We start from the raw sequence: 23,557 nt of genomic DNA, 5'->3' as shown, positions 1-23,557 counted from the left end.
CGCCTGCGGCCAGCCCGCCCGCAGCAGCGCGTCGGCGAGGACCTGCCGCCGCGTCGCGTCCCAGGCGGCCGGGCAGGTGACCACGGCCGGCGGCAGGAAACCCACAGCGCCCACCGCCGCCCGGCCCACCGCCGCCAGCACCGCGGCGAGCAGGTCGGCCGGCGGGTACGCGCGGTCACCGAGCTGCACTGTCGGCTCGTCCACCCGACGCTTCGGGTTCGCCTCGAACCGGGCCGGGTCGGCCTGCGCCAACCGGCGGGCGTCCCAGCCGGTGTGCAGGGTGCCGTCCGGGTCGGCGTAGACGGCGGACGGACTGAGCGGTTGACCGTCCATCAGCAGCGGACGGGTCCGCCCGTCCGGCCAGCGCAGCACCGCGACGGTGTTGGACGTGCCGAGGTCGATGCCGAGAGCGAAACCCTCGTGCTGGCCTGCCATTGCCCGATACCTCCGCCGCGACGAGGGAAACTCGACCCCGCATCGTACGCAGGCCCCGCCGCACCGCTGATCACTCGGTCCGGGGTGGTCGGTGGCGTCCGGTCAGTGGGTGGAGTGGACGCCCACCACCTCGCCCTCGCTGGTCTCCCCGGTCAGCTGGAACCCGAGTTTCAGGTAGAACTGCTCCGGGCCGTCCGGCCCCGGCTCCCACGTCGTGTAGACGCGGTCATGCCCCCGTCGGCGGGCCTCGTCGCGGACGGCCTGTACCGCGAAGCGGCCGAACCCCCGGCCCTGGTGCTCGGCGGCGATGTTCAGCCGCCACAGCCCCGAGCGCCTGTCGTCCGGTTGGGCCGGATCCCACACGATGTCGAAGAAGCCCATCAGGAAGCCGACGATCTCGTCATCCTCGACGATCAGACGCGGCCACGCGATCTCGGGCTGCGCGTACGCCTCGGCGAGGGACCAGGCGACCGGAGACGAGAACTTTTCCTGGTCGGGCCGCACGCTGACCCGGCACGCGGCCTCCACATTGTCTTTAGTGACTTTCACCAGTCGCGGCACGCCGGCCACCCTACCGAGCGGGGCTGTGCAACAGGCCGTCGAGCAGCCCGCGCAGGCCGAACAGAAACCAGGTGTCCAGGTCGGTGTCGGGTCTGGTCTGCCCGGCCGCGGCCAGCCAGGGCCGGTCCCGGGTACGGCCGGTCCGCTCCAGCCGGGTGAGGGTCGCCGACCACCAGGCGTGGTAGGTGGTGTCCTCGGGGTCACGCCGGATGAGCAGGGCCATGCCCTGGATGTAGCCGCTGAGCGCCAGGTACGCGCGGAATGCCTCGGCCGGTTCGAATCCGGCGCTGGTGAATGCCGCCACCACCCGGTCGACCATGGCGAGTACCGCCGGCCCGGTCGGCGGCCGGTCGGTGGCGAGGATGGCCAGCAGCCAGGGGTGGCGGCGATACATCGCCCATTCGTCGCCGGCCAGCCGTTCGAGCCGTTGGCGCGGATCGCGCGGTAGTGGCGCGGTGCCGGGCGGGCGGGTGGCGGTTATCCGCTCGGCCATCGCGGCGAGGAGGTCGGCCCGGTTCCGGACGTGCCGGTACACGGCGTGGGCGGGCAGGCCGCCGCGTTGGGCGAGGACCCGCAGGGAGACGGCGTCCAGGCCCCCGGCGTCCGCCAGCTCGACAGCGAGGGCGACCAACCGGTGGCGCGGGTCGCCGCCGGTCGCCGCGGGCAGGTCCCGAATCCGACGCGGGGTGCTGGTGGGGCCGTGCTCGCGACGCCTGCGGTACGCGCGGGCCTGGCAGCGTCGGGAGCAGTAGCGGCGCGGGCGTCCCCGGCCGGCGCCGACGGGCAGGTCCGCCTCGCACTCGACACACCGGGCACTGAGCACGCCGCCTCCGGTTTCGTCACGGCACTCCGTGTGACGAAAGTACTACTGTCGAGCAGCCGGGCCGTACCGATCGGTCCGTGCGGCGCGGAGCAGCCGGAGCTGACCGATCTCCGCGATGTTCTTCATCAGCTCCGAGTTGACCCAACCGATCGTGTGGGTGACGGTGTGGTCGGTTCCCTCCGGCCAGGGGAACGTCGCGATGCGGTCGAGGTCGCTGTCGCCGAGCTGGTCGAGCAGGCCGAGCCATTCGGTGCGCAGGTCACGCAGCCAGGCGACGCTGGGCTCGCCCGCACCGGGGAAGACAACCGCCGTGCGCTGCCGCGCTGATCCACCCCGGAGATGGTCCATCGCCACTGTCCACCACCAGCCGACGTGCCAGGTGAGCCAGCCGATCGTCGGCACCGGGACCGGGTCTGGTTCGGTGTCGGCCCAGTCCGGGGTCCAGGTGCCGTCGGTGCCCTGCCGCACCGACCAGCAGTGGTCGGCCGGCTCCCAGAGGAAGTCCGCGGGTTCGAGTCGCTCAAGGTGGTACTCGAACAGCGACCACGTCAGGTCGAACTGCCAGCGCAGCAAAGTCAGGCTCGGTACGGACATCCGGAAATCCTGTCCGACCCAACCCCCACCGTCCACAAAATAACCCCACCCCACCCCACCCGGTCGGGTTGATCATGGGGTTGGCGGGTTCTGCGGAGATCGAATCACCCGCCAACCTCATGATCAACCGTTAGTCGCGGGCGGGGTCGGTGGGGCAGAGGTCGGAAAGGGCGTAGCGGAGCAGGACCACGTCGCCGATCTGGCGGGCCTCGGCCAGGCGGGCGCGGCGACCCGGGTGCCAGGGAAAGCGACCCTCGCCGACGAACCGGGGCGCCCGGCCGTCACCGACGAAGAACGGGGCGACCACCAGGTGCAGTTCGTCGGCGAGACCGGCGGCGAGGAACTGAGCGTGCACCGTCCCGCCGCCCTCCACCATCAGCCGCTGTACGCCCCGGGCGGCCAGGTCGGTCAGCAGCCACCCCGGGTCGACGGGCTCACCCGCGTCGATCACGGTGGCCAGTCGGCCGACCCGCTCCTCGGTCTTCTCCAGCGCGCCGGTGGCGCAGTAGACGAGGCGGGCCGAATCGCCGGCGGTGAAGAAGCGGGCGGTCGGGTCGAGGTCGCCCTGAGCGGTCAGGGTGACCTTGGTGGGCGACGCCGGCCGACCGGCCGCCACCCGCTCGGCCCGGCGGCTCGGGGAGCGCACCAGCAGCCGAGGGTCGTCTCGTCGGACGGTTCCAGCGCCGACCAGGATGGCATCGCAGCTGGCCCGGACCGCGTCGACGCGGTCCAGGTCCTCCTCGTTGGACAGCAGTAACCGCTGCTCGGAGGCGTCGTCGATGTACCCGTCGATGGAGGCGGCACAACTCAGCAGCACGTACGGCCGCGTCGGCCCCGGCCGCCAGCTCATCGGGAGACGGGCCGCTCAGGAGCACGGCCCGCGAGCGCATCCGCCGCCTCGGCCGCCTCGACCTCCGCCGCCTTGGCCGCCTTCGCCGCCAGGTAGTCGGCGTTGGCCGGCGAGAGGAAGACGCTGGTGAGCACCCGTTCGGCCACGTCCACGCCCAGCCGGGTCAACTGCTCGGCCTTGTCCGGGTTGCTGCTCAGCAGTCGGACCCGCGGCACACCCAACGTGGCCAGCATCTGCGCGGCGGCGGTGTAGTCCCGCTCGTCCTCGCCCCGGCCCAACGCGACGTTGGCCTGGTAGGTGTCCAACCCGGCGTCCTGCAACGCGTACGCGTCGAGTTTGGCGTACAGGCCGATGCCACGGCCCTCCTGTCGCAGGTAGAGCAGGAAACCGCCGGTCTCGGCGATCCGCTGCACCGCCTCGCGCAGTTGCGGGCCGCAGTCGCAGCGTTGGCTGCCGAACACGTCGCCGGTCAGGCACTCGCTGTGCGGACGGACCAGCGGGGCCTCTCCCCCGACGGCGAGCCGGTCCAGGGCGCCGGCCCAGTCGCCGAGGCCGAGGGCCAGGTGCTCCCGACCGTCCACCAGGCCCTTGAAGGTGAACACCCGGGCGGTCGTGGTGTAGCCGTCTGGGAACGCCAGCGGCACCGTGACCTGCGTGCGGATCGTGGCAACCGGCAATGCTTCGGGCATGGGACTCCTTCGTCCGGCGCCACCGCCGTCCGGCGACGCGTACCGTCTCACAACCGACTTCAACAGCCGCCGCCGGAGCTCGCTTCCCGGGCGGCGACCGGAATTCGACGCCGACGGACCAGCAGCACGACGGCGCCGGGCAGGCTGGCCACCAACACCAGTGCACCGTAGACGGTGGCGGTGGCGACACCCTCGGCCGCGCTGAGACCGGCCGCGCCGAACACCCACGCCGCCACCCCCTCACGCGGCCCGAAGCCGGCCACGTTCAACGGTAGGCCCATGGCGAGTAGGGCGAGCAGCGTCAACGGCAGCAGTCGGGACAGCGGGGCGTCCGATCCGGCGGTGCGCGCCGCCACCAGGAAGGTGGCCAGGTGGCCGGCGACCATCACGGCCGAGGCGACCAGCACGCCGAACCAGGTGCGCCGCGCCAGCAGCCCCGACCGTACGTCCGCAACGGCGGTACGCAGTGCCGTCGCCCAGCGCGACCCGCCACCGTTCGGAAGGACCCGCGCCAACAGCACGACGACCAGCCCGCCGGCGACGAGCAGCGCGGCGGCCACCGGCAGGTACGGCCGTACCGGGGACGGGAAGGCGGCGAGCACCACCAGCGCGACCCCGACCAGGACCACCTGCCCGGCGGCACGCTCCCAGACCACCGCGCGGATGCCCCGGCTCACGTCACCGGCGTCGCGGCCGTGGCGTACCGCCCGGTGCACGTCGCCGAGCACCCCGCCGGGCAGGGTGGCGTTGAGGAACACGGCCCGGTAGCAGTGCGCCACAGCGGTCGCCAGCGGCAGGCGTACGCCGAGGCCGCCGGCGACCAGGCTCCAGCGCCACGCCGCGCAGACCGTGGTGAGCACCCCGATGACCAGCGCCGCAGCCAACGCTGACGCGTCGATCAGTCGTACTCCGGCGAGGAACGGGCCGCTGCCCACCTGCCACAGCAGGACGGCGAGCAGACCCACCCCGCCGACCACTCGTGCCCAGGCCCAGAACATCGGCGCCGGCCTCCCCTTTGAAGATCGTCCACTTGCCCTAGTGCACGTACCCAGGGCGTGAACGGTTCATCCACCGGCGAGGAGGTCAGTGTGTTCGACCAGCACGGTGAGTCGGCCGGCCGCCGCGTCGGCCAACCGGCGGCGGGCGTACGCCTGGGCGGACCCGGCCAGGTCCGGGCGCTGCTCGCAGGCGGCCCCGAGCCACCCTCGGAACCATTCGGCGGTCAGGTCGGCCTGCTCCGGGCCCAGACGCCACGGGCTGGGCCGTTCCCGCACGTCGACGCCGCGCCGGGCGAACGCGGCGGCGGTGGCGGCGACGGCATCCGGGCCGAGCAGCCGCCGGCCCTCGACGGTACGCCGCTGGTGGTCGTTGAACGCGGCCTCGACCGCCTCGTCGAGCGGGTCGGCCGGGGTGAACCGGACCCGCCCGGTCACCGAGATGGCGAAAAGGGCTGGTCGGCCGACGCAGGCGGCCGCCACCCGTTCGACCTCCTCCGCGGTGAGCATGTCCAGCAGCGCGGACGCGGTGACCAGGGAACCGTCGGCGAGGTCGGCGGCGGTCAGCCGGGTGAGGTCGCCGCAGCGGGTGTGGACGGTGACCGGGGCGCCGTCGGCGGCGGTCACCCCCCTCATGCCCTCGGCGGCCCGGTCCAGCAGGTCGGCGTCCCGGTCGTGCAGCACCCAGTGCTGTGGCCCGGGCAGCCGGGTGGCCAGCCACCGACTCATCGACCCGGTGCCGCTACCCAGGTCGTGGATCACCGTCGGGGCGTCCCCGGTCAACCGGGCCCGGACGGCATCCAGCAGGTCCTCGGCGCGCGCCGCCGCGTCGGCCGGCTCACGCAACCGCAGCCAGTCGGCGAACGGCAGGGTCTCCTCGGCGGTCATTCCGCCACCTCCTTCAGCACGCCGGCCAGCAACGCGGTGGTCACCGGCCAGTCGGTCAGGGTGTCGCGCCGGGCGAGAGCGGCACGCCGCAGCCGGGCGCGCAGCGCGTCGTCGTCCAGCCAGCGGATCAGCGCGGCGGCCAGCGCCGCCGGGTCACCGGGTGGAACCAGTAGCCCCGGACGCTCACCGCCGGGCGCGTGACCGAGCGCCTCCGGCAGCCCGCCCACCTCGGTGGTCAACACCGGCAGGCCGCGGGCCAGCGCCTCGGTGACGACCATGCCGTACGTCTCGCCTCTCGACGGCAGCACCAGCAGGTCGGCGGCGGCGTACGCGTCGTCCAACGCCGCGCCGGTCAGCGGGCCGACCAGGCGCACCCGCTCGGTGAGGCCCGCTCCGGTCAACCGGTCGCGCAGCCGGTGCACGAGATCCGGTTCCCGGGCCAGGGTGCCCGCACAGACCATCGTCCAGGACCGGCCGACCAGCGTGGCCAACGCGTCGACCAGCACGTCGTACCCCTTGTGGTGGGTGACCGCCGCGACGCAGAGCAACCGGCCGCCGGACACCGAGCCGGGCGCGGGCGGCGCGGGCCGCACCCCGGGCGGCGCGGCCCGGACCCGGCCGGCGAGGGCCGGGTGGCGGGCCAGCAGGGCACGGCGGGTCCATTCGCTGGTAGTGACGACGGCCCGGGCGGTGGCCAGGGCGCAGGCCTCCGGCTCGTCGTCCAGCGGCAGGTGCACCAGGAGCACCAGGCGCAGCCGACGGGCGTGCGGGGCGAGCAGGTCCGGCACTGCCGAGGCGATCAGGCCGTCGACCAGCACCACGGCGTCGTCGGGCGCGGCGGCGAGCACCCCGCCCAGCGCCGCCCGCTCGGCCGGGTCGGGGTGCGGCCACGCGCCGGGCACCGGATGCTCGTGCACCGACCAGCCGCGCTCGCCCAGCCCCACGCAGATCCGCCGGTCGTAGGAGTTGCCGCCGCTGGGCGTGGCCGGATCGTCGATGTCACCGGGCAGGACGACGTGCACCGCCCGGCCCGCATCGGTCACAACGACCGCTCGTAGCTCGCCCAGGCGATGTGCGACTCGTGCAGGGTGACGGTGATGCCGGTCAGCTCGCGCGCCCCCGCGCCCAGCTCACCGGCGTGCACCCGCTCGACCAGCCGGTCCGCGACCGTACGGGCCAGCACCTCCGTGGTGGTGTTCACCCCGGCGAAGGCCGCCTCGTCGTCGAGGTTGCGGTAGGTCAGCTCGCTCAGCACGGCCCGCAGCTGCTCGGTGGCCAGGCCGATGTCCACCACGATCCCGTCGGCGTCCAGGTCAGGCCGGCGGAACGTCGCGTCCACCACGAACGTCGCGCCGTGCAGCCGTTGGGCGGGCCCGAACACCTCGCCTCGGAAACTGTGGGCGATCATCATGTGGTCCCGAACGGTCACGCTGAACACGGTCACTCTCCGTCTTCGTAGGTGATGAGGTGGCAGAGCGCGGGCAGGTCGCCCGAGGTCAGTCTCGCGAGCACGTCGGGCAGCTCCGCGAAGCGCGACGCGCCGGTGATCAACGCGTCGAAGGCCGGGTCGTCGAGCAGGTCCAGGGCGAGCGCCAGCCGGTCGGCGTAACTGCGCCGTCCCCGTCGAGCGGGTGCCACCATGCCGACCTGGCTGCTGCGCACGCTGAGTCGACCGGAGTGGAACGCACCGCCCAGTGACACCTGCACCGGGCGGTCGCCGTACCAGCTCAGCTCGATGACGGTGCCCTCCGGAGCGAGCAGGTCCAGCGACTGTTGCAGGCCGGCGGCGGTGGCGCTGGCGTGCACGACCAGGTCCCGGTCACCGCGGGCGTCGGCCGGGTTGGCGAAGTCGACGCCGAGGGCCCCGGCCACGCCAGCCCTGCGCGCGTCGGTGTCGACCAACTCGACGTGCACGCCGGGGAACCGGGCCAGCAGCGCCGCGACGCAGCAGCCCACCATGCCCGCGCCGATCACGGTGACCCGGTCACCGACCAGCGGCGCCGCGTCCCACAGCGCGTTGACGGCGGTCTCCACAGTGCCGGCGAGCACCGCTCGAGCGGCCGGCACCCCCTCCGGCACCGGCACCACCGCACTCACCGGCACGACGTACGCGCTCTGGTGCGGGTGCAGGCAGAACACCGTCCGCCCGAGCAGCTCCGGCGGGCCCTGCTCGACCACGCCGACGCTGAGGTAGCCGTACTTCACCGGGCCGGGGAACTCGCCCTCCTGAAACGGCGCGCGCATCGAGGCGTACTGGTCGGCGGGCACCCGGCCGGCGAACACCAGCGTCTCGGTGCCCCGGCTGACCCCGGAGTAGCGGGCCCGGACCAGCACCTCGTCGGGGCCCGGGGCGCTCAGCGACACCGGCTGGATCTCGGCCACGCCGGGTTCGCGCACCCAGCAGGCGTACGCCTCGCGGATCACCGTCGCGCACCTCAGCTCTGCTCCGGGCCGAACCGATCGGCCATGTCGGATCCCCGGTCGGGGGTTGTCGATCATAAACACGGAAGGTCGGCGCGCACAGTTCGAAGCCCGCCGGCAGGGACCGCCATTCGGGTCCGGCGCTCACGGCACGTCACCCGACGACCACGACGGTCGACGTCACTGATTCGGCAGTGGCGCAACCACCTCGGTCAGCGCCAGGCCCTGCTCGCGACGTCGTAGACCATCCTGCGGTCGACCTGCTTCGGGACCGACTGGCCGAGCCGCCACGATTCGGACGTGGCGTGCAGATTGACAGTCACCGAGCCCGGCGTCGCGACGCCCAACTCGCCGATCCAATGCCGGCTCTCCTCGATCAGCCTCCGCACGGTCTCGACGTCGGGCGCCGTCACCTCCACCATCGTGGTGTCGACAAGCGCCGAGCCGACCAGCAAGGCCAGGAGCCGGCCGAGGACCGCCGCGGGTACCGCGCCGTCCGTCGTTTCGACAGCCACGTAGCAGTCGTCGTGCCCGGAGAACAGCAGGCGTGAGCCTGCCAGCGCGGGGAGGACCGGCTCGTCGTACGTGGCCGTTCCGATGACCACGATCATCTCGTCGACCCGTGCGGCGGAAGGCGTACCGGGCACGTCGACAAGTGTCAGCTCGTAGGGGTACCAGCCGGCCAGGAACCGGGGCAGCTGCTCCCAGCGGATCAGCAGGGCCTCTTCGCTGAGGCCGACGACCCCGGCCGCCAGCGCAGCGACCTGGTGCACCTCGAAGCTGACGCCCTGCTCCGCCGCGATCCGCGACGGCCGCCACTGCTGATACTCCTCATCCAGGAAGCTGTTGGTCTCCAGGCCGACAACCATGATGGTGTCGTTCCCGGCGAGCATGAGCACGTCGGCCAGCTCGGCGACCTTCGCCGCGGTCGCGGTCACCAACCAGGAGCCGCCTGTCTCGCGAACGCCGAAGCTCAACGGGAAGGGCGCGCGGTCCAGTCCCACGCTGTTCGCGGAGAACGCGCCATGAGGTCCGACCTCTACCGTCGCGGCACCGTCCCCGGCGATCGGGTAGCCGATCTCGGTGAGGTCCACCCGCAGGCCGGCGACGGTGAGCTGCGGATTCAGAGCCCTTGTCACGGTGTCGGTGAGCGGTCGATGGGCGACGATGTGCTCGACTGCCGCCCGGTCCACAGTCATCTCGTAGTAGCCGACGGCGAACTCGACGAAACGGTCGACGATGTCGTCGAACAGGATGTCGAGCAGCCCGGACCCGTCCGGGCCGTTGTCGTCGTACGGCCCGCTCGGTGGTGGGAAGGCGATGCCGTTCCCGGCGTGCCAGCGATCGTCCCCCGCCAGCCGCCACAGCACCGTCGTCGCGACGAGTTGCCCGTCCTCGTCGCAGAAGGCGGGTTCCGTCACCTGTGGAAGCAGCGCCTCCGGTACACCGTCGACCAGGCCCGGCCACAGCTCGTGGTCCGGATGACAGTACGGCGACATCGCCGACTCATGATCGAAGAGTCGGATGAAGGCGCCGTCGGCGGTGAACACGATGGCCCACTCGTCGCCGCTGCCGTTGCTCATCGACGCCGCCTCGTCCGGGCCCCAGTTCGAGGTGTAGGCGTAGTAGGGATCCCCGCCGTCGATGATGCGCTCGAGCACGGCCAACGCCTTGCAGCGCTGCCGCAGCCGGTCGATGTCAGGAAGTTTGACGGCGACGTCGTAGGCGGTCACCGGGTCACCCTAGTGAGGCGGCAGCACCCCGGTGTCGGGGGCGAGGACCCGGGTGAAGAACGTCAGGGTGTCGCGGATCAGCGGCTCCAGCGGCACTCCGGCGAAACAGTGGTCGGCCCCCTGCACCACCGACAGCTCGACCTCGGCACCCGCCACGGTCAACGCTGCGGCGAGTTCTTCGCTCTGCCCCACCGGTACGACCAGGTCCTGGTCGCCGTGGATCAGCAGCATGGGTGGGGCCTGGTCGGTCACGTAGGTGATCGGACTGGCCGCCCGGCCCAGCCCCGGGTTCTCGGCCAACGGGGCGCCGATCAGCAGTGACTCGGGCGAGTCCGCCGCGTCGTGGTCGATCGTTCCGGACGGGTGTGCCTGCGACTGCATGGTCGACAGGTTCGACGGCGCGTACCAGCAGACCGCCGCCCGGACGCCGGTGTCGTCCTGGTCGTCTCCGGTCAGCGCGAGCATCGAGGCCAGGTGCCCACCGGCCGACTCACCCCACACCCCGATCCGCTCGCGGTCCACCCCCACCGTGTCGCCGTGTCGGCGCAGCCAGCGCACCGCCGCCTTGACGTCGTCGAGTTGAGCGGGGAAGTGCGCCTCGCCGCTGAGCCGGTACTGCGCGGAGGCGACAGCGAATCCGGCGCGGATGGCGGCGGTGAAGGGATCGACTTCCATGAGCCAGTCCGCCGGGTGCTTGGGCGAGCCGAACAACCACGCGCCACCGTGGATCCACACCAGGACCGGGGCTGGTGTGGCGGCCCCGGCCGGCACGGCAAGGTCCAACGTCAGCGGGCGGAAGCCCGGGACCTCGTTGACGACGATGTCGCGGTGCTCGACCCGGTCGGTCCAACCTCGGGATGCCGCATCGATCATCAGGCCATCTTCGCACCGACGACCCCGCCGTACCCGTCATGGAAGCCGAGTTGATCACTGCTGCTTGTCTGGCGCGGCGGGGCGGGCGCGGACGTGCAACCGCTCCCCCTGCGGCCCGAAGAGGCTGATGGCTTCGGCGGTGCCGGGGCCGGGGTTGAAGAAGAGGTGCGGAATGCGGGTGTCGAACTCGGCAACCTCCCCCGGGGTCAGCGTCAGATCACGGTCGCCGAGCAGCAGGCGTAGCCGGCCGGAGAGCACGTAGAGCCACTCGTACCCCTCGTGGGCCTGCGGGATTCGGCCCCCGGCGGACGGGTCCGGCGGGAAGATCTGCTTGAACGCCTGGACACCGCCCGGTCGGCGGGTCAGCGGCAGGTACGTCACGCCGTGGATGACGATCGGTTTGGGGCGTACCCGGGGGTCGCCGGTGGCGGGGGCGTCGACCAGTTCGTCCAGCGCCACCTGGTAGGCCCTCGCCAGCGGGAGCAGTAACTCCAGGGTGGGGCGACGGCTACCGGACTCCAGCCGGGACAGGGTGCTCACCGAGATGCCGGTCAGGTCGGCGAGCTGGGTCAGCGTGGTCCCGCGTTGGTGACGTAGGGCACGCAGCCGGGGGCCGACGGCCGCCAGCGCGGCGCTGTCCTCGTTTGCCATAACGGCAAGGATAGTTGCCACCTTGCCGACGGCGACGGATGGTGGGCGCAGCCGACAGAGCAAGAGGGAGATATAGCCGTGGACGAGACATATGACGTGGTGGTGGTGGGTGGCGGTGCCGCAGGGCTCAGCGGGGCCCTCGCGCTGAGCCGGGCCCGACGGTCGGTGCTGGTGATCGACTCCGGTGAGCCGCGCAACGCGCCGGCCGACCGGATACACAACTACCTCGGCCGGGAGGGGACGCCGCCGGGCGAGTTGCTCGCGATCGGCCGGGCGGAGGTGGCCGGGTACGGCGGGCAGTTCCGCACCGGGCGGGTGGAGGCCGCGACCCGGGACGACGACGGGTTCCGGCTGAGCCTCGACGGCGGGGAATCGGTGCGGGCCCGCCGGCTGCTGGTGACCACCGGTCTGACCGACGAACTGCCCGACGTGCCCGGCCTGGCCCAGCGGTGGGGTCGCGACGTGCTGCACTGCCCGTACTGCCACGGCTGGGAGGTTCGGGACCGCCGGATCGGCGTCCTGGCGACCAGCCCGCTGAGCGTGCACCAGGCCGAGATGTGGCGACAGTGGAGCCCCAGCGTGCTGCTCCTACTGCACGAGTCCCCGGCGCTGGACGCGGAGACCGCCGAGCGGCTCGCCGCCCGCAGCATCGCGGTGGTGCCCGGTCCGGTCGCCGCGGTGGAGGTGACCGACGACGCGCTGACCGGCGTACGGCTCGCCGACGGCCGGGTGGTGGCGCTCGACGCGATCGTGGTGGCGACGCGGCTGACTCCCCGCGCCGACGTGCTGGTGGGGTTGGGTCTGGCCCCGGAGGAGGTGACGATGGGTGAGCACGTCATCGGTGCCCAGATCCCGACCGACGCCACCGGCGCGACAACCGTCCCGGGTGTGTGGGTGGCGGGCAACCTGGCCGACATCCGCAGTCAGGTGATCACGTCCGCCGCGGCCGGCCTGAACGCGGCGGCGGCGATCAACGCCGATCTCATCGCCGAGGAGACCCGCGACGCGGTGTCCGCGTACCGGCAGTTGGTGGCCACGACGTTCGAGGAGCCGGCGTGGGAGGAGCGCTACCAGTCCCGCCCCTCGGTCTGGAGTGGCCGGCCGAACCCGCAGCTGGTCGCCGAGGTCACCGACCTGGCCCCGGGGCGCGCCCTGGACGTGGGCAGCGGCGAGGGCGCCGACGCGGTGTGGTTGGCCGAGCGCGGCTGGCAGGTGACGGCGGTGGACATCTCCACCACGGCGTTGAGCCGGGCCGCCGCGCACGCCGAGGCCGCCGGAGTGGGTGATCGGATCGAGTTCACCCACGTCGACCTACGGGACAAGCCGCCCACCGAGGAGGCGTACGACCTGGTGTCCGCGCAGTTCATGCACCTGCCGCCGGCGGAGCGGCGGGAGTTGTTCGGCCGGCTGGCCGCGGCGGTGGCACCCGGTGGCGTCCTGCTGATCGTCGGGCACCACCCGTCCGATCTGTGGGGGTTGGCGCACCGGATGCACATGCCGGACGCGATGTACACCGCGCAGGAGGTGGCGGCCGATCTGGAGCCGGCCCACTGGGAGGTTCTGGCGGCGGAGGAACGTTCCCGCCTCGCCACCAACCAGAACGGCGAGGACATCACCCTCCATGACGCGGTCCTGGTGGCCCGCCGACGCTGACCTCGCGCGACCACGTCGCGCTACGGATCCCATGTTGACCTGCGTCGATCATGGAGTGGTGCTGGATGACAAAGGTGGTGGAGCATCACCTTTCCGGCACCACGAGCCCATGATCGGCGCGGGATCGGGGCAACGCGGGACGGCAACGCGAGAGGTGGTGGGGCAGGACTTCGCATGAGGTCCGCTCGGCGGTAGCGTTGCGCCACACTGACGGCCCGTGGGGCAGGCGACCGCCGACCCTGACGCCCCGATCGTACGGAGGATGGTGCATGTCCATCGGCGCTGAGCCGCACGCAGCACGCGACGATGCGGCCTCCCGGCCGAGCTTCGAGCTCGCCCTGCGCGGATACGACAAACGCCAGGTGGACCGGCACCTGGAGCAGCTGGACGGCCAGATCGCGATGCTGAGCGGGGAGCACGGGCGCTCCGCCGTCCGCGTCCGTGAACTGACCGCCGAGGTGCAGCGGCTGCGCGCCGAACTGGCCGAGCTTCAGGAGCAACCCGTGCAGGTGGACCGCGCTTCGTTCCATGACCTGGGCCCGATGGTCGGCGAGATCATGGCGCTCGCCGAGAAGCAGGCCGGCATCATCACCGAGTCGGCCACCGACCGGGCCAACGAGCTGCGCAGCGAGTCCGAGCGGATCCTCGCCGACACCCGTGAGCGGGCCGCGCAGGCACGCCAGGATCTGGCCGAGGAGCTGGCCGCCCGGCGGGCCGAGCAGGAGCAGGCGCACGAGGAACGGCGCACCCTGGCCGAGGCCGAATTGACAGCGATCCGCGAGCACGCCGAACAGTTGCGGGCCGACGGTGAGGCCGCGCACGAGCGCGCCCAGCACGAGGCCAAGCGGATCACCGAGCAGAGCGCGCAGCAGCTCAACCAGACCCGGGTCGCCGCCGACGCGCTGATGAAGTCGGCCCGTACCCAGATCCAGCAGGAACTCCAGTCGGCCCGCTCCAAGCACCAGCAGGAGATGGCCCAGTGGCAGGCCAACGTGGAGCGAGAGGTCAACGAACGGCGTACCGCCGCCGAGCAGGACATCGCCGAACAGCAGGCCGCCGCCGAGCAGGAGCTGGCCGAGGAGCGCAGCGCGACCGAGCAGCAGATCGCCGCGCTGCTGGCCGAGGCGCAGCAGCACGTGACCGAGCTGCGCAACCGCGCCGACGAGCAGGCCGCCAGCCACCAGCAGCAGCTCGCCGCCCTGCAGAAGGAGCTTGAGGAGCGCCAGCAGGAGGCCGCCGAGCTGAACGCCGAGCTGAACACCGGCCGCCAGCAGCTCGCCGAGATCCGCCAGGAGGGCGAGACGCTGGAGAACGAGCTGTCCAGGATGCAGCAGCGACTCAGCGAGGTCCGTCGGGACCTGACCGCCGAAAGTGCCCGGTTGGACGAGGCCCGGCGGGCCGGGGACTCCGCCGAGCGGCACGCCAAGGAGGTCCGCGCCCGCGTACAGCGGGAGGCGAAGCGGGTGGCCGACCTCGCCGCCGCCGCGGTCATGGCGGCGGCAGCCGGCGGCACGGAGACCGCTGAGTACCCGATGGTGGGTTCCCGCTCCAGCGCCGACCGGCTCGCCCCGGAGCGGGTAGGCGTCGAGCGGCTCAACGTCGACCGCGTCGGTGGCGACCGGCACCCCGCGGAGCGACCCACAGTGGACGACGCGGACGCCGATCGTGCCACCACCGACCGCGCCCCGCTCAACGCCGCACCTGCCGACCGGAGCCCGGTCGAGAACGGCTACGCCGACCTGACCCCTGTGGAACAGGGCAATGGCGACCGGGCCCCGGCGGAGCAGGCGAACGACGAGCATGCGGACGCACCGGCGGTGGCGGACGAGTCGACGACGTCCGAACGTACGGCGGCCCGGGAGGTCAGCGTCGACGACGCCGAGCGGACCTTCCCTCGGCACATCGGCACGGACGCACCGACGCCCGTACCGTTCCTGGCCTTCGGGCAGCCGGTCAGCGAGAACGGCGCCGCCCGGCACTGACCCCAGCCGCGGTTGCACCCGGGCCCGCAGCGGATCCGCACGGGCCCGGGCCGGGCGGCCGGTCGTCGGTCGATGACCAGGCCACTCAAGAGGGCGACTGGGCTGACCGGTCGAGGTACCTCCGCAACTCGGCGACCTCATCGTCGGTGAGGACGGGCGCGAAATCGAGGTGCTCGCTGGGATGGACGGCTGTGCCGGAGCCGGCCACGGTGACGAACCAGGCGCCCTCGTGGCCGAACCAGTGCGCCTGTCCGGCCGCTCCGAGGTCGACGGCGTCGTCCGGCGCGGCGGACTCACCCGCCGAGACGATTCGCACCCACTGCCCGTCGCGCCCATACGGCGGCTGAGGGATCGCCAAGTCCAGGTGATCCTCGGCGATTCGTTCCGTCGGCACACCGAACAGGCGGGCGGCACCCTCGCGTGCCACCGTGCGCACCTCCCTCAGGCTGCCGGTGACGCCGACCAGCACCTCCCCCTCGGGTCCTTCGACCAGCACTGCGTTCGAGCGATCAGGCTCATGGCGGACCCGTGCACGGAACCGCAGCGGGAGTTCAGGCATCCAGCAATGATCCCTCACCGGGCTCGCCACGGCGGCACGGCGATCTACTTCTCATGAACCGATCATGGTGCGGGCGATTCTGCGTGGAACCGGGTCGCCGTAGCCGGTTGAGCTGGCAGGCTGGGCTGGCCGCCGCGCACCAGCGGTGGCCGCCGGCCCGGCCGGTGACCGAGAGGAGCGCCCGGTGACCGACCAACCGGAGGAGTTCGACCTGCTCGTCGTCGGTGGCGGCAAGGCCGGCAAAACGTTGAGCATGGACGTCGCCCGATCCGGTCAGCGGGTCGCCATGGTCGAGCGCAGCATGATCGGCGGCAGCTGCATCAACGTCGCGTGCATCCCGACGAAGGCGCTGGTGACCAGCGCGCGGGCCGCCCGCCAGCTGCGGGACGCGTCGGCGCTCGGCCTGACGGTGGAGGGCGGTCGGGTCGACATCGACCTGTTGCGCGCGCACAAGCAGGACGTGGTCGAGGGGATGGTCGCCGCCAACCGGCAGCAGTTCCTCGACTCCGGTCTGCACCTGGTGATCGGCGAGGCCCAGTTCGTCGGCCCACGAACCGTACGGGTGGCACTCGCCGACGGCGGCGAGCGACTGCTGCGCGGCAGCGACGTGGTGATCAACACGGGCACCCGCCCCCATCTGCCGTCGGTGCCCGGGATGGCCGAGGCCGGGGTGCTCACCAGCGACGAGTTGCTGCACCTGGACCGGCTGCCGGCCCGGCTGGTGGTGCTCGGCGGCGGCACCGTCGGGGTGGAGTTCGCGCAGATGTTCGCGCTGTTCGGCAGCGCGGTGACGGTGGTCGAGGGTGGTCCACGGCTGCTCACCCGCGAGGACCCCGACATCAGCGACGCGGTGATGCGCGTCTTCCTCGATGATGGCATCGACGTACGGGTGGGTGTCGCCGTCGCGCGGGTCGACCGGGAGGCCGACGGCTCGCTGCGGGTGACGCTGGACGACGGCAGCGCGGTGATCGGGGACGACGTGCTGGTGGCGGCCGGCCGGGAACCGGTCACCGACGGGCTCGGCCTGGACGTGGCCGGCGTACGGCTCAGCGAGCGGGGCTTCGTGGAGGTCGACGAGCACCTGTGCACCAGCGCCGAGCGCACCTGGGCGGCCGGGGACGTCGCCGGCAGCCCGCAGTTCACCCACGTCTCGTTGGACGACTACCGGATCATTCGGGCGAACCTCGCCGGAGGCCAGCGCAGCACCGCCGACCGGTTGATCCCGTACACCGTCTTCACCACCCCCGAGCTGGCGCGAGTCGGGCTGACCGAGACCGAGGCGCGCCGCGCCGGGTACGACATCCAGGTCGCCCACCTGCCGGTCGCCGCCATCCCCCGCGCACGCACCCTGCGCCAGACTCAGGGCATGTGGAAGGCGGTCATCGACACCAGCACCGACCGGATCCTCGGTGCGTCGTTGCTCGGCGCCGAGGCCGGTGAGGTGATCACCTCGGTGCAGCTGGCCATGCTCGCCGGGATGCCGTGGACCGCACTGCGGGACGCGGTCATCACCCACCCGACCATGACCGAGGGTCTCAACCTGCTCTTCGCCTCGCTGGAGTCCCGCCCGGTCCGCTGAGCGCGCAGGGCCCGCCCAGGCGACCGCTATCCGGCGATCTCGTCGCGTACCCGTTGTTGGAAGGCGCGGGCCTGGGCCCCGGTGGGCGGCGGCCCACCGTGGCGTGCGGCGACCGCCAGACGGATCACCTCGGCCCGGTCGCCGGCATCGATCAGCCGCTGACCGGCGGCCACCTTCGCCAACCAGACGCCGTCGCGGTGGCGCACCAGCGACCGGCAGGCGCCGAGCACGGCGTCCTCGGTGCCGGGCGCGGGCTGGTCGTCCGGCGGTGTGGGCAGGGCGAGCCACCAGGACAGCGCCTCGATGAGCAGTCGGCGCAGGTCGGCCGGGGCGAGGTCGGCGAAGGCCTCCCCCGCCGGCGGGCCGAGCAGTGGGAGTCCACTCTGGTGCAGGATGCTGCGATCGAGGCCGTACCAGAATCGGCCGTCGGCGGCCGGGCGGTCGGCGGGGTCGAGGGTGCGCCGGAACGGCATGCCGGCCCCGGTGTTCAGTTCGACCTCGAAGCCGGGCTCCGGGGTGCCGGAGGCGGCGACCGCCCGGTCGTAGACGACCAACTCCAGTCCGCGCGCGGGGCAGGGCAGCGCCTCGTGCCGCAGCCGGGCGACCAACGTCCGTTTGGCGGCCTCGGTGAGCGGTCCGGCGCTGAGCAGCGCCACGTCCACGTCGCTGCGACCGGGCTGGTACGCCCCGAGCCCCACCGAGCCGGCCGCGTACGCGCCGACCAGTTCGGCGCCGAGCACGTCGCTGGCGGTGCTGACGAGGTCATCGAGGTAGCGCTGAAGATCGGAGTGCACGGGCCATCATGACGCACGGGTCGGCACCCGGGCGGGGCTACCCCGCGTAGAGCAGCAGCAGACCGGCGACGGTGTAGGCGACCATCAGTGCCAGCAGGGGTAGTTGGCCGGCCACCGCCCGGGCCCGGGGGAACAGGTACAGGGCGCGGTCGTGGGCCAGCAGCGTGCCGAGCAGGTGCCCGAGGATGATGACGGTGATCTGGAGGGTCGCCACCCCGGAGGGCGTGATCAGCGTGGTCTGTGGTTCCCAGTCGACGGTGCCGAGCCAGTTGGCGCCGGTGCCCAGGGGGTCGGAGAGCAACGCGACGGTGCGCTGGCCCTCCAGGATCAGCAGCGAGTAGTAGTGCGCGACCACGTACCCCACCGCGATCGGCACGATGGAGTGGGCGATCTCGCCCGGCACCCCCCGGGCCTCGGCGGCGTCGGCGCGACCGATGCGCGCCGCGGCACCGGTGGCGGCAAGGTAGGCCACCGCGACGGCGGCGATGACGAGGCTCAGGCCGGCGCTGCCGGTGACCGCCGGGTGCAGGCCGTTCTCCTGGCTGAAGCGCAACCAGCCCGGCGCGTTGGAGAGGCTGTCGTACATTGTCGAGCCGAGCAGCACGATCACCACGGCGACCAGCCCGGGGCGGGGTCGCAGGCCGGCGATCCCGTCGAGCGGGTTGCGCCAGACCAGCACGCCGTCGGCGGCCCGGCCGAGCGGGGCGAGCTGACCGATCACTGTGCTGTACGCCTCGAACGGGTCGGCGTGGTCGAACCAGCCGGCGCCGAACAGCACCGCGCCGGCGAGCAGGACCACCGCGTACCCGGCCAGCCAGGCGGTGATGACCGGCAGGGTGGCCCGGTCGGGGGCGACCAGTTCCAGCCAGACGAACCCGAACAGGGTGGCGGCGGCCGGCCACCAACCGACGCTGTCCGGCAGCTCACGAAGCCCACGGTTCGGGTCGCGCCGCGCCGCCAGCGCCGCGAGCAGGTGCACCGTACGCAGCGGGTTGACCGCCCGCCAGATCGGGCCGAGCAGCAGCGACAGCGGGGCCAGCCCGACCCAGAGCAGCACATAGAGCGCGCCGGCGGTCGGGTTGTCCGCGGTGTCCGGCCCGCCCAGCAGGCCGAGGCAGAACCAGGCGGTGGCGAGCAGGCCGAGCCCGCGCAGCGCCCACCGGAACGCGGGCGCGTCGACGAGTCGGGCGAGCCACCGCGGCACCGGGCGACCGCCGGTGGCGTCCCGGTCGAGCCGGGGTTCGCGCCAGAGCAGGCCCAGTGCCACGAACGTGACGACGAGGGTCAGCGCTGCGGCGACGACAAGCTGCGGCAGTGTGATCGGCAGGTCCTGGCGGCCGCCGACGCCGTGTGCCAGCAGCGTGGGAGCGGCTGTCATGTCGTTCAGCGGACGACGAGCTGGAAGAGCACCAGCTCGGACTCGTGCGTCTCCACCTCGAACAGCCCGGTCTTGTCGGCGCGGAACTCCACCGAGCCGGGCGTGCCGGCCGGCAGCCGGGCGCCCAGGTCGTAGCCGTGCACGTGCAGTTCGTCGGCCACGTCGGAGGTGACGGTGATCCGGACCAGCTGGCCCTTACTGACGGTGACCCGTCCGGTCGGCGGATCGACCCGCTTCTTCACGATCGTGACGGTGATCTGTTGGTCCACCGCGGTGGTGCTGGCGGAGGCGCTGGGCGTGCTGGTGGCCGTCGGGGTCGGCGCGGTGGGGGTGACGCTCGACGGGGCCGCGGACGTCGGCGCCGTCGAGGGGGTGGCCACCGAGGGGTCGTCGTCCTGCCCGCAACCGGCGAGGAGCAGGGCGGCGAGGGCGGCGACGGTTCGGGCGGCGGGGGTACGGACGAACACGGGCGGACTCCGAACGACGCGAGGGGGACGGGTGTCGGGTTGATCGTCGGGGAGGAGAACTCTACGTCTTGTTCGGTGCCGGGGAAATGACCATGATGAACGAATGCGATCGAAGCTGGTCACTGTGCGTAAGGTCCTGAGCCGTGTCGTGGCGGCGCTGGCGGCGACAGTGGTGGTGTCGTTGCTGCTGCCGGTCGCCCCGGCGTCCGCGCACGGCCAACTGGCGACCTCCACGCCGTTGAAGGGCACTGTCGTACGCGAGCCGCTGACCCAGTTGGCGTTGTACTTCACCGAGAAGCCGGCGTCGAACGCGCACTTCGCCATCAGCGGTCCGGACGGGTCGCGAGTGGACAACGGCTGGTCCTACGGTGAGCCGAAGCGACTGGACAAGCCGGTCACCGAGTACTTCATGGTCAACGGCGTGTTCGAGCCACGGCTGTACCACACCGGCTTCCCGGCCATGGTTACCGTCGCGCACTGGCCCGCGAAGGGCCGCTACACCGCCAGCTACCTCTCGGTCGCCTCCGACGGTGAGGCGGTGCGGGGCGAGGTGACCTTCGACTACCAGGGCCCGGGCACGCCGGCCCCGGCCGGCTGGTCGGCACCCACGGCGGGGCCGGATCCGGCGCTGCTCGCCCAGGCCGAGGGCGAGGGATCGAGCCCTGGGGCCACCGGCAGCCCGGTCGCCCCCACCGGCACTGCGGTGGACGACCCGGCCGGCGCCACTCAGGAGCAACGCGACGGCGGGTTCCCGGCCTGGCTGATCCCGGCCCTGATCGTCGTCGTGGTCTCGGCGATCGTGCTGGTGGCGGCCCGCCGTCGACCCGCGGCGCGCGGAGCCTCCACTGCGGATCGCCGTTCCGTCGGCGGCGCGGGCCGGGGCGGAGCCGCAACCCGCAAGCCCGCCAACCCGACCCGGAAGAGCGGCAATCGGGCCGGTGGTCCGGCGCGGCGTGGAAGGCGGTAGACCGTCGCAATAGCCGGGCATTCTTCGCGTACCCTCGCGAACTTTCGCACGGACATTGGAAACTTTTGATGTATCGAGGCGAAGCCATGGACAGTCCAATCGAAACACCTTAATGTTCCGAGCCATCCACCCGGTGTTTCCGCAACGTCACTCGTCGGCGTCGAGGACGTTACGGAGCCGGGGCCGACGGTCATCCTCACCGCTGCTCCACGCCGGCCGTCGGACACTCCACTGCCTCCTGGAGGAACGATGGGCACACGCCTGCTACGCCGACTCCACCATCCCGTCCTGGGTGCGCTGGCACTCGTCCTCGCCGCCGGTCTCTGGGCCGTCCCCGCCAACGCCGCCCCCGCGCAGGAACCGGGCGTCACCCTGCGCGTCTTCGACGTGCAGGTGCCGCTGTCCGAGCTGTGCACGCTCAAGCCCGCCCAGACCCCGAACGTGGACAAGCTGATGTCCACCATCAACTGGACCTCGGCGGCCGACTTCGGCTTCGAGGACAACTTCGTCTCGCAGGTGCTGGGCAACATCACCACCACCCAGGCCGGCAGCTACACCTTCCGGCTCAGCAGCGACGACGGCTCCAAGCTGTCGATCGACAACGCCGTGGTGATCAACCATGACGGCCTGCACGGCGCGACCCCGCCGAAAGAGGGCACCGTCACCCTCACCGCCGGCCTACACCCGCTGCGCATCGACCACTTCGAGCGTGGGGGCGGGCAGCAGATCACCCTGGAGTGGAAGACTCCCGGATCGTCGACCTTCGTGGTCGTACCGAACTCGGCGCTGAGCACCGACGCCGGCGTGGTCCGGGTGACCGCACCCGGACGCAAGGAGTGCGAGGGTGTCTCCGACACCCCCGGTGACGGCCTGCCGCTGACCGGCGTGCACCCCGGCTACACACTGACCAACCTGCGGCCCAGCGGCTTCCAGCCGAAGGTCACCGGCATGGACTGGCTGGCCGACGGCCGGCTGGTCATCAGCACCTGGGGCGGCAGCGACCAGTCCGGCACCTCCCAGGACGGCGAGGTCTGGATCCTCGGCAACACCGGCGGGTCGACAACCCCGGGCAACGTGACCACCAAGAAGATCGCCGGCGGCCTCAAGGAACCGATGGGGCTCAAGGTCGTCGACGGGGTGGTCTACGTGACCGAGAAGCAGCGGTTGACCCGGCTGGTGAACACCGGCGGTGACGAGGTGGCCGAGCGTCTGGAGACCGTCGCCACCTGGCCGTACGGCGGCAACTTCCACGAGTTCGCCTTCGGCCTGCTCTACCAGGACGGGTTCTTCTATCTGAACCTGTCGGTGTCGATCAACTCCGGCGGCGCCACCACCAACCCGCAGCCCGCCACCAACCGGGGCACCACCCTCAAGGTCAACAAGGACACCGGCGCGGTCAGCTACGTCGCCGGCGGTCTGCGTACGCCACACGGCATCGGCTGGGGCCCGGAGGGCGGCATCTTCGTCACCGACAACCAGGGCGGCTGGCTGCCCTCGTCGAAGCTGGTGCACGTCAAGCAGGGCCGGTTCTTCAACCACTTCACGAACCCCGCGGGTCCGTTCGACACCGCTCCGGTCACGCAGCCGGTGCTCTGGATGCCGCAGAACGAGATCGCCAACTCGCCCAGCACTCCGCTCTACCTGCCCAGCGGTCGCTACGCCGGCCAGTTCGTCATCGGTGACGTGACCTACGGCGGCCTGCAACGGGCGAATGTGGAGAAGGTCAACGGCGAGTACCAGGGCGCGCTGTTCCGACTCACCCAGGGCCTGGAGGCGGGCGTCTCCGAGGTCAACGTCGGCCCGGACGGCGCGATCTACGTCGGCGGGCTCGGCGCGGGCGGCAACTGGGGCCAGACCGGCAAACTGTCGTACGGCCTGCAGAAGCTCACCCCGAACACCGCCACCACGTTCGAGATGCTCGCGATGCGCGCCACCACGACCGGCTTCGAGGTGGAGTACACCCAGCCGGTGTCGACGGCGACCGCCACCGACCTGGCCGCGCGTTACAAGCTCAAGCAGTGGCGGTACGTGGCGACGTCGAACTACGGCGGTCCGAAGATCGACGAGGAGACCCTGACCGTCACCTCGGCCACCCTCTCGGCGGACGGCAAGAAGGTCAGCCTCACGGTGCCCGGTCGCAAGGCCGGCAGGGTGGTGCACCTGCGCTCACCGCGCCCCTTCACCTCCACCAGCGGCCAGTCCCTGTGGAGCACCGAGGCGTGGTACACGCTCAACTCGATCCCGGGCAGTCCCCCGCCGCCCACCGGCGGCACCATCACCGGCGTCGGTGGCAAGTGCCTGGACGTCGACAACGCGGGCACCGCCGACGGCACGAAGATCCAGCTCTGGACCTGCAACGGCACCACCGCGCAGTCGTGGACGCGGGTCGGCGACACGTACCGGGTGCTCGGCAAGTGCCTGGACATCGACAACGGCGGCACCGCGAACGGTACGAAGGTCCAGCTCTGGACCTGCAACGGCACCGGCGCGCAGGTCTGGCAGCCGCAGGCCGACGGGTCGATCCGCAACCCGCAGTCCGGCAAGATCATGGAGGCCGCCGGTGGTAACACCGGCGACGGCACCCAGATCCAACTCGGCACGTACGCGGGCGGCGCCCACCAGAAGTGGGTGGTCAGTAGCGGGGTAACCGGCTGACAGTCGCCGA

Annotated in this window: 22 protein-coding genes and 2 pseudogenes; 6 read left to right on the top strand and 18 right to left on the bottom strand. The window is 72.2% G+C overall.

Features of this window, described 5'->3' with window-relative positions:
* The 14 genes and pseudogenes from GUI43_RS27455 to GUI43_RS27390 all read right to left on the bottom strand — a co-directional run.
* Nucleotides 1–435: pseudogene (locus tag GUI43_RS27455) on the bottom strand (Hsp70 family protein); the annotation flags it as partial.
* A gap of 102 nt (nucleotides 436–537) precedes the next feature.
* Nucleotides 538–996 carry a GNAT family N-acetyltransferase gene (locus GUI43_RS27450; protein WP_211326767.1) on the bottom strand — a complete coding sequence of 153 codons (459 nt, stop codon included), beginning with the start codon at nucleotides 994–996 and terminating at the stop codon, nucleotides 538–540.
* A 10-nt stretch (nucleotides 997–1,006) separates the two neighbouring features.
* A complete protein-coding gene (locus tag GUI43_RS27445; protein ID WP_112700098.1) occupies nucleotides 1,007–1,819 on the bottom strand; it encodes a TetR/AcrR family transcriptional regulator C-terminal domain-containing protein in 813 nt (270 codons plus the stop codon).
* Between the two features lie 42 nt (nucleotides 1,820–1,861).
* Entirely contained in the window at nucleotides 1,862–2,413 is a 552-nt protein-coding gene (locus GUI43_RS27440; RefSeq protein WP_112700097.1) for a DinB family protein, read from the bottom strand.
* A gap of 130 nt (nucleotides 2,414–2,543) precedes the next feature.
* Nucleotides 2,544–3,263 (bottom strand): RibD family protein, encoded by a 720-nt coding sequence (locus GUI43_RS27435; RefSeq protein ID WP_112700096.1) that lies wholly within the window; start codon nucleotides 3,261–3,263, stop codon nucleotides 2,544–2,546.
* On the bottom strand, nucleotides 3,260–3,952 hold the full coding sequence (locus tag GUI43_RS27430; protein ID WP_112589935.1) for a GTP cyclohydrolase II: 693 nt from the start codon (nucleotides 3,950–3,952) through the stop codon (nucleotides 3,260–3,262). Before GUI43_RS27430 ends, GUI43_RS27435 begins: the two co-directional genes overlap by 4 nt.
* 59 nt (nucleotides 3,953–4,011) lie before the next feature.
* Nucleotides 4,012–4,950: a lysylphosphatidylglycerol synthase transmembrane domain-containing protein gene (locus tag GUI43_RS27425; protein ID WP_112700095.1), complete on the bottom strand. Its 939-nt coding sequence runs from the start codon at nucleotides 4,948–4,950 to the stop codon at nucleotides 4,012–4,014.
* Nucleotides 4,951–5,016: 66 nt separating this feature from the next.
* The gene (locus GUI43_RS27420) at nucleotides 5,017–5,835 is read right to left on the bottom strand and encodes a class I SAM-dependent methyltransferase (protein WP_112700094.1); all 819 of its coding nucleotides are present in this window, start codon (nucleotides 5,833–5,835) and stop codon (nucleotides 5,017–5,019) included.
* Nucleotides 5,832–6,878 (bottom strand): glycosyltransferase family 4 protein, encoded by a 1,047-nt coding sequence (locus GUI43_RS27415; RefSeq protein ID WP_112700093.1) that lies wholly within the window; start codon nucleotides 6,876–6,878, stop codon nucleotides 5,832–5,834. Before GUI43_RS27415 ends, GUI43_RS27420 begins: the two co-directional genes overlap by 4 nt.
* On the bottom strand, nucleotides 6,875–7,273 hold the full coding sequence (locus GUI43_RS27410) for a 6-pyruvoyl trahydropterin synthase family protein (RefSeq protein WP_112700104.1): 399 nt from the start codon (nucleotides 7,271–7,273) through the stop codon (nucleotides 6,875–6,877). Before GUI43_RS27410 ends, GUI43_RS27415 begins: the two co-directional genes overlap by 4 nt.
* A 2-nt stretch (nucleotides 7,274–7,275) precedes the next feature.
* Entirely contained in the window at nucleotides 7,276–8,259 is a 984-nt protein-coding gene (locus GUI43_RS27405; protein ID WP_112589925.1) for a zinc-dependent alcohol dehydrogenase, read from the bottom strand.
* A gap of 209 nt (nucleotides 8,260–8,468) precedes the next feature.
* On the bottom strand, nucleotides 8,469–9,989 hold the full coding sequence (locus tag GUI43_RS35050; RefSeq protein ID WP_346265204.1) for a hypothetical protein: 1,521 nt from the start codon (nucleotides 9,987–9,989) through the stop codon (nucleotides 8,469–8,471).
* 9 nt (nucleotides 9,990–9,998) lie between these two features.
* Complete coding sequence (locus GUI43_RS27395; RefSeq protein ID WP_112700092.1) at nucleotides 9,999–10,862, bottom strand: alpha/beta hydrolase; 864 nt, start codon at nucleotides 10,860–10,862, stop codon at nucleotides 9,999–10,001.
* A 54-nt stretch (nucleotides 10,863–10,916) separates the two neighbouring features.
* Entirely contained in the window at nucleotides 10,917–11,513 is a 597-nt protein-coding gene (locus GUI43_RS27390; RefSeq protein ID WP_112700091.1) for a helix-turn-helix domain-containing protein, read from the bottom strand.
* Between the two features lie 72 nt (nucleotides 11,514–11,585).
* On the opposite strand from GUI43_RS27390, the pseudogene GUI43_RS35190 reads away from it, so the two are divergent.
* The 3 genes and pseudogenes from GUI43_RS35190 to GUI43_RS27380 form a co-directional block, all read left to right on the top strand.
* A pseudogene (locus GUI43_RS35190) lies at nucleotides 11,586–12,536 on the top strand (NAD(P)/FAD-dependent oxidoreductase); the annotation flags it as partial.
* Nucleotides 12,522–13,166: an SAM-dependent methyltransferase gene (locus GUI43_RS35185; RefSeq protein ID WP_428842231.1), complete on the top strand. Its 645-nt coding sequence runs from the start codon at nucleotides 12,522–12,524 to the stop codon at nucleotides 13,164–13,166. The pseudogene GUI43_RS35190 and the gene GUI43_RS35185, both read left to right, overlap by 15 nt.
* A gap of 269 nt (nucleotides 13,167–13,435) precedes the next feature.
* A complete protein-coding gene (locus GUI43_RS27380; RefSeq protein ID WP_112700089.1) occupies nucleotides 13,436–15,148 on the top strand; it encodes a coiled-coil domain-containing protein in 1,713 nt (570 codons plus the stop codon).
* 85 nt (nucleotides 15,149–15,233) lie between these two features.
* On the opposite strand, the gene GUI43_RS27375 is transcribed toward GUI43_RS27380, so the two are convergent.
* Entirely contained in the window at nucleotides 15,234–15,617 is a 384-nt protein-coding gene (locus GUI43_RS27375; RefSeq protein WP_211326766.1) for a hypothetical protein, read from the bottom strand.
* Between the two features lie 274 nt (nucleotides 15,618–15,891).
* Here GUI43_RS27375 and GUI43_RS27370 point away from each other — a divergent pair, with 274 nt between their 5' ends.
* On the top strand, nucleotides 15,892–17,286 hold the full coding sequence (locus GUI43_RS27370) for a dihydrolipoyl dehydrogenase family protein (protein ID WP_112700103.1): 1,395 nt from the start codon (nucleotides 15,892–15,894) through the stop codon (nucleotides 17,284–17,286).
* A 26-nt stretch (nucleotides 17,287–17,312) separates the two neighbouring features.
* Here GUI43_RS27370 and GUI43_RS27365 read toward each other — a convergent pair whose 3' ends face one another.
* From GUI43_RS27365 to GUI43_RS27355, 3 genes are read right to left on the bottom strand one after another with little or no spacing between them, the layout of a single operon-like run.
* On the bottom strand, nucleotides 17,313–18,080 hold the full coding sequence (locus GUI43_RS27365) for a nucleotidyltransferase domain-containing protein (RefSeq protein ID WP_112700087.1): 768 nt from the start codon (nucleotides 18,078–18,080) through the stop codon (nucleotides 17,313–17,315).
* Nucleotides 18,081–18,117: 37 nt separating this feature from the next.
* Nucleotides 18,118–19,458: a hypothetical protein gene (locus GUI43_RS27360; RefSeq protein WP_112700086.1), complete on the bottom strand. Its 1,341-nt coding sequence runs from the start codon at nucleotides 19,456–19,458 to the stop codon at nucleotides 18,118–18,120.
* A gap of 5 nt (nucleotides 19,459–19,463) precedes the next feature.
* Nucleotides 19,464–19,925 carry a cupredoxin domain-containing protein gene (locus GUI43_RS27355; RefSeq protein ID WP_112700085.1) on the bottom strand — a complete coding sequence of 154 codons (462 nt, stop codon included), beginning with the start codon at nucleotides 19,923–19,925 and terminating at the stop codon, nucleotides 19,464–19,466.
* Between the two features lie 103 nt (nucleotides 19,926–20,028).
* Here GUI43_RS27355 and GUI43_RS27350 point away from each other — a divergent pair, with 103 nt between their 5' ends.
* Both GUI43_RS27350 and GUI43_RS27345 read left to right on the top strand, forming a co-directional pair.
* On the top strand, nucleotides 20,029–20,892 hold the full coding sequence (locus tag GUI43_RS27350; RefSeq protein WP_112605857.1) for a copper resistance CopC family protein: 864 nt from the start codon (nucleotides 20,029–20,031) through the stop codon (nucleotides 20,890–20,892).
* Nucleotides 20,893–21,141: 249 nt separating this feature from the next.
* Nucleotides 21,142–23,547 (top strand): ricin-type beta-trefoil lectin domain protein, encoded by a 2,406-nt coding sequence (locus GUI43_RS27345; RefSeq protein WP_112605854.1) that lies wholly within the window; start codon nucleotides 21,142–21,144, stop codon nucleotides 23,545–23,547.
* Nucleotides 23,548–23,557: the final 10 nt, after the last annotated feature.

This window comes from Micromonospora noduli, from assembly GCF_003264365.1.
Classification (GTDB): domain Bacteria; phylum Actinomycetota; class Actinomycetes; order Mycobacteriales; family Micromonosporaceae; genus Micromonospora; species Micromonospora noduli.
This window is presented reverse-complemented; position numbering and strand designations above follow the sequence as displayed.

What these genes read in the sequence shown, in the direction of transcription:
- GUI43_RS27440 (WP_112700097.1), bottom strand. Translation starts at nt 2,413, where the DNA reads ATGTCCGTACCGAGCCTGACTTTGCTGCGCTGGCAGTTCGACCTGACG.
- GUI43_RS27435 (WP_112700096.1), bottom strand. Translation starts at nt 3,263, where the DNA reads ATGAGCTGGCGGCCGGGGCCGACGCGGCCGTACGTGCTGCTGAGTTGT.
- GUI43_RS27430 (WP_112589935.1), bottom strand. Translation starts at nt 3,952, where the DNA reads ATGCCCGAAGCATTGCCGGTTGCCACGATCCGCACGCAGGTCACGGTG.
- GUI43_RS27425 (WP_112700095.1), bottom strand. Translation starts at nt 4,950, where the DNA reads ATGTTCTGGGCCTGGGCACGAGTGGTCGGCGGGGTGGGTCTGCTCGCC.
- GUI43_RS27420 (WP_112700094.1), bottom strand. Translation starts at nt 5,835, where the DNA reads ATGACCGCCGAGGAGACCCTGCCGTTCGCCGACTGGCTGCGGTTGCGT.
- GUI43_RS27395 (WP_112700092.1), bottom strand. Translation starts at nt 10,862, where the DNA reads ATGATCGATGCGGCATCCCGAGGTTGGACCGACCGGGTCGAGCACCGC.
- GUI43_RS27390 (WP_112700091.1), bottom strand. Translation starts at nt 11,513, where the DNA reads ATGGCAAACGAGGACAGCGCCGCGCTGGCGGCCGTCGGCCCCCGGCTG.
- GUI43_RS27380 (WP_112700089.1), top strand. Translation starts at nt 13,436, where the DNA reads ATGTCCATCGGCGCTGAGCCGCACGCAGCACGCGACGATGCGGCCTCC.
- GUI43_RS27360 (WP_112700086.1), bottom strand. Translation starts at nt 19,458, where the DNA reads ATGACAGCCGCTCCCACGCTGCTGGCACACGGCGTCGGCGGCCGCCAG.
- GUI43_RS27350 (WP_112605857.1), top strand. Translation starts at nt 20,029, where the DNA reads ATGCGATCGAAGCTGGTCACTGTGCGTAAGGTCCTGAGCCGTGTCGTG.
- GUI43_RS27345 (WP_112605854.1), top strand. Translation starts at nt 21,142, where the DNA reads ATGGGCACACGCCTGCTACGCCGACTCCACCATCCCGTCCTGGGTGCG.